Here is a 2,548-nt window from a genome sequence, read left to right as displayed (position 1 = left end):
TCAAAAAAGAAAACGTTTTTTGAGGCAGTCCTTATTTTTTAATCAAAAAGTCCTGAGCTTAAGTAGCGATCTCCACGGTCGCAAACGATAAAAACAATCACGCCCGAGTCAATTTCGTTGGCTACCTGCAAGGCGGCAGTCAAAGCTCCCCCACTGCTCATACCAGACATTATACTTTCTTCCATAGAAAGTCTTCTTGCCATTTTTCTGGCATCATCTTCACTAACATCAATGGTTCGGTCTACTCTTTCTTTCTCAAATATTTTCGGCAAAAACGCGGGAGACCATCGCCTGATACCCGGTATTTTAGATCCTTCCGTTGGTTGAGTTCCTACAATCTGTATATTTTGATTTTTCTCTTTTAGATATCTGGATACTCCCATTATTGTACCAGTGGTGCCCATGGCCGAAACGAAGTGTGTTATCTTTTGATCGGTGTCTCTCCAGATTTCTGGACCTGTGGTGCGGTAGTGCATTTTATAATTATCAGGATTACCAAATTGGTTCAGCATATGATAGCCATCTTCATTGGCCATTTTCTCAGCCAGCTCTCTGGAGTATTCGATGGTTTTTTCACCTGGTGTGAGTATCACTTCTGCCCCATATGCTTTCATCGCTTGTCTTCGCTCTACGGTCGCAGTTTCCGGCATAATAAGCGTCATATTTACGCCCATCGATTGCGCAATCATTGCCAGGGCTATTCCAGTATTTCCACTAGTCGCTTCTACCAGTTTATCGCCTTTTTTTATTTCACCACGATCCAACGCACCCTTTATCATACCATAAGCTGCCCGATCCTTTACGCTTCCTCCAGGGTTTTGCCCTTCTAACTTTCCGTATATCGTAACATTAGAGTTTGTGTTTATATTCTTAATTTCTACAAGTGGTGTATTACCTATGAGATCAAAAAGGGTCATAATTATTTTTGGCTAATTGAAGGTTTGGTTGATTCTCTTGAGTTTTGAAGGCCAACCTGATAATAAATTTTTGAATTTGGTGGTACACTTTTGGTCAACCATACATTTCCACCAATTACGGAAGATTCACCAATGATAGTTTCACCACCTAAGATAGTAGCTCCAGCGTATATGATCACGTGGTCTTCTATGGTTGGGTGTCGCTTTACTTGTGATTGAGCTTTGTCAACACTTAATGCACCTAAAGTTACTCCCTGATAAATTTTGACGTGATTACCAATGATTGTTGTCTCTCCTATCACAACTCCGGTACCATGATCAATGCAGAAATGCTCACCGATGTGCGCGGCAGGATGAATGTCAATTCCGGTCTTACTGTGAGCCAACTCTGTGATAGCTCTGGGTATTTTTTCGACATTAAGAAGTAAGAGCATATGACTAACGCGATAAGCAGCGATAGCGTAAAAACCAGGATAAGACCTTACTACTTCATCTCTACTTCTGGCGGCAGGATCACCGCTATAAGTTGCCTCAATATCGAGTAGTAATTGATCGTAAAGTTTTGGAATGAATTCGAAAAACTCGTGGGCCACATGTTTGCTATCCAGATCTTTTTGATGGCTGAGAAGATCGGCCATTTCCACTTGTAGTCTTTCGAAACCTGTCTTAAGCTGATCAATTTGCTCAACAGGCTCGCTGGAAAAACTTGGGAACAACAGTCCGAGTAGAGTTTGAAACAAATGCTCGATCTTATCAGAAGTCGGGCACTTATCACAGGCTTTGTGAGCGTCAAAAATTCTATTTACAAAAGACTCCTTCATGATTATACCACAACGGCTCTTTTGTGATATTGTTTGCAATCAGATGAGCAATAAAATCATGATGCGTTTTGATAAAGCATGCTTATTTCATTTTCGTATTTGCTATGTATTGCCTTGCGTTTAAGTTTTAATGTTGGCGTGAGTTCTCCACTGTCAATTCCCCAAGGCTTGCTCAACAAAGTATACTTTTTTATTTTCTCATACTGGGCAAAGTTCTCGTTCAAACGAGCTATCTCTTCATCAAACTTTTTGAGTATTCGCTCATGTTTGATCATTTCAGCATCTGTAGTGTAGGTAATTTTCTTTTGAGTACACCAATCTTTGAGGGCATCAAAAGCTGGCAAGATAAGGGCTGCAGGAAATTTTTGTTGTTCGCCAACCACAATGAGCTGCTCTATGTACAGCGACTCTTTGAATTTATTTTCTAAATATTGCGGGGCGATATACTTACCGCCAGAAGTTTTAAATATTTCTTTTTTACGATCTGTGATTTTGAGAAATCGTCCTTCTACCATTTCACCTACATCACCAGTGTGAAACCAGCCATCCTCATCAATCACCTCGGCCGTGGCGTCTGGTCGGTTGTAGTACCCCATCATCACATTTGGTCCTTTCACCAATATTTCTCCATCTTCAGCAATTTTAACTTCTACATCTTTAAGCAGCGGTCCAACACAGCCAATTCTTGCATTTTCTGGTTCTGCGCGGGTAAAGCTTACTCCGGGAGAAGTTTCAGTGAGGCCGTAGGCCTCCAAAATTTTTATTTGTCCGGCCCAAAAAACACGAGCCAACCTCGGTTGTAAGGCAGCA

The 2,548-nt window shown here is 41.2% G+C and carries 3 protein-coding genes; all 3 read right to left on the bottom strand.

All coding sequences use genetic code 11. The features are described 5' to 3' along the window. Positions 1-38 precede the first annotated feature (38 nt). Entirely contained in the window at positions 39-917 is an 879-nt protein-coding gene (cysM, locus tag E1176_RS02485) for a cysteine synthase CysM (protein ID WP_155208996.1), read from the bottom strand. A gap of 2 nt (positions 918-919) precedes the next feature. Then, positions 920-1,738: a serine O-acetyltransferase gene (locus E1176_RS02480; RefSeq protein WP_155208995.1), complete on the bottom strand. Its 819-nt coding sequence runs from the start codon at positions 1,736-1,738 to the stop codon at positions 920-922. A gap of 56 nt (positions 1,739-1,794) precedes the next feature. Beyond that, positions 1,795-2,548, bottom strand: a 754-nt coding sequence (locus E1176_RS02475; protein WP_155208994.1) for an AMP-dependent synthetase/ligase, incomplete at its 5' end; no start/stop codon positions are given.

It is taken from the genome of Fulvivirga aurantia, assembly GCF_009711475.1.
GTDB lineage: Bacteria > Bacteroidota > Bacteroidia > Cytophagales > Cyclobacteriaceae > Fulvivirga > Fulvivirga aurantia.
Note: the sequence above shows the minus strand (reverse complement) of the source record. Positions and strands in the feature narration are given on the sequence as shown.

Bases quoted from the DNA above. Each gene is read 5' to 3' on its own strand.
- cysM (WP_155208996.1), bottom strand. From the start codon at position 917: ATGACCCTTTTTGATCTCATAGGTAATACACCACTTGTAGAAATTAAG.
- E1176_RS02480 (WP_155208995.1), bottom strand. From the start codon at position 1,738: ATGAAGGAGTCTTTTGTAAATAGAATTTTTGACGCTCACAAAGCCTGT.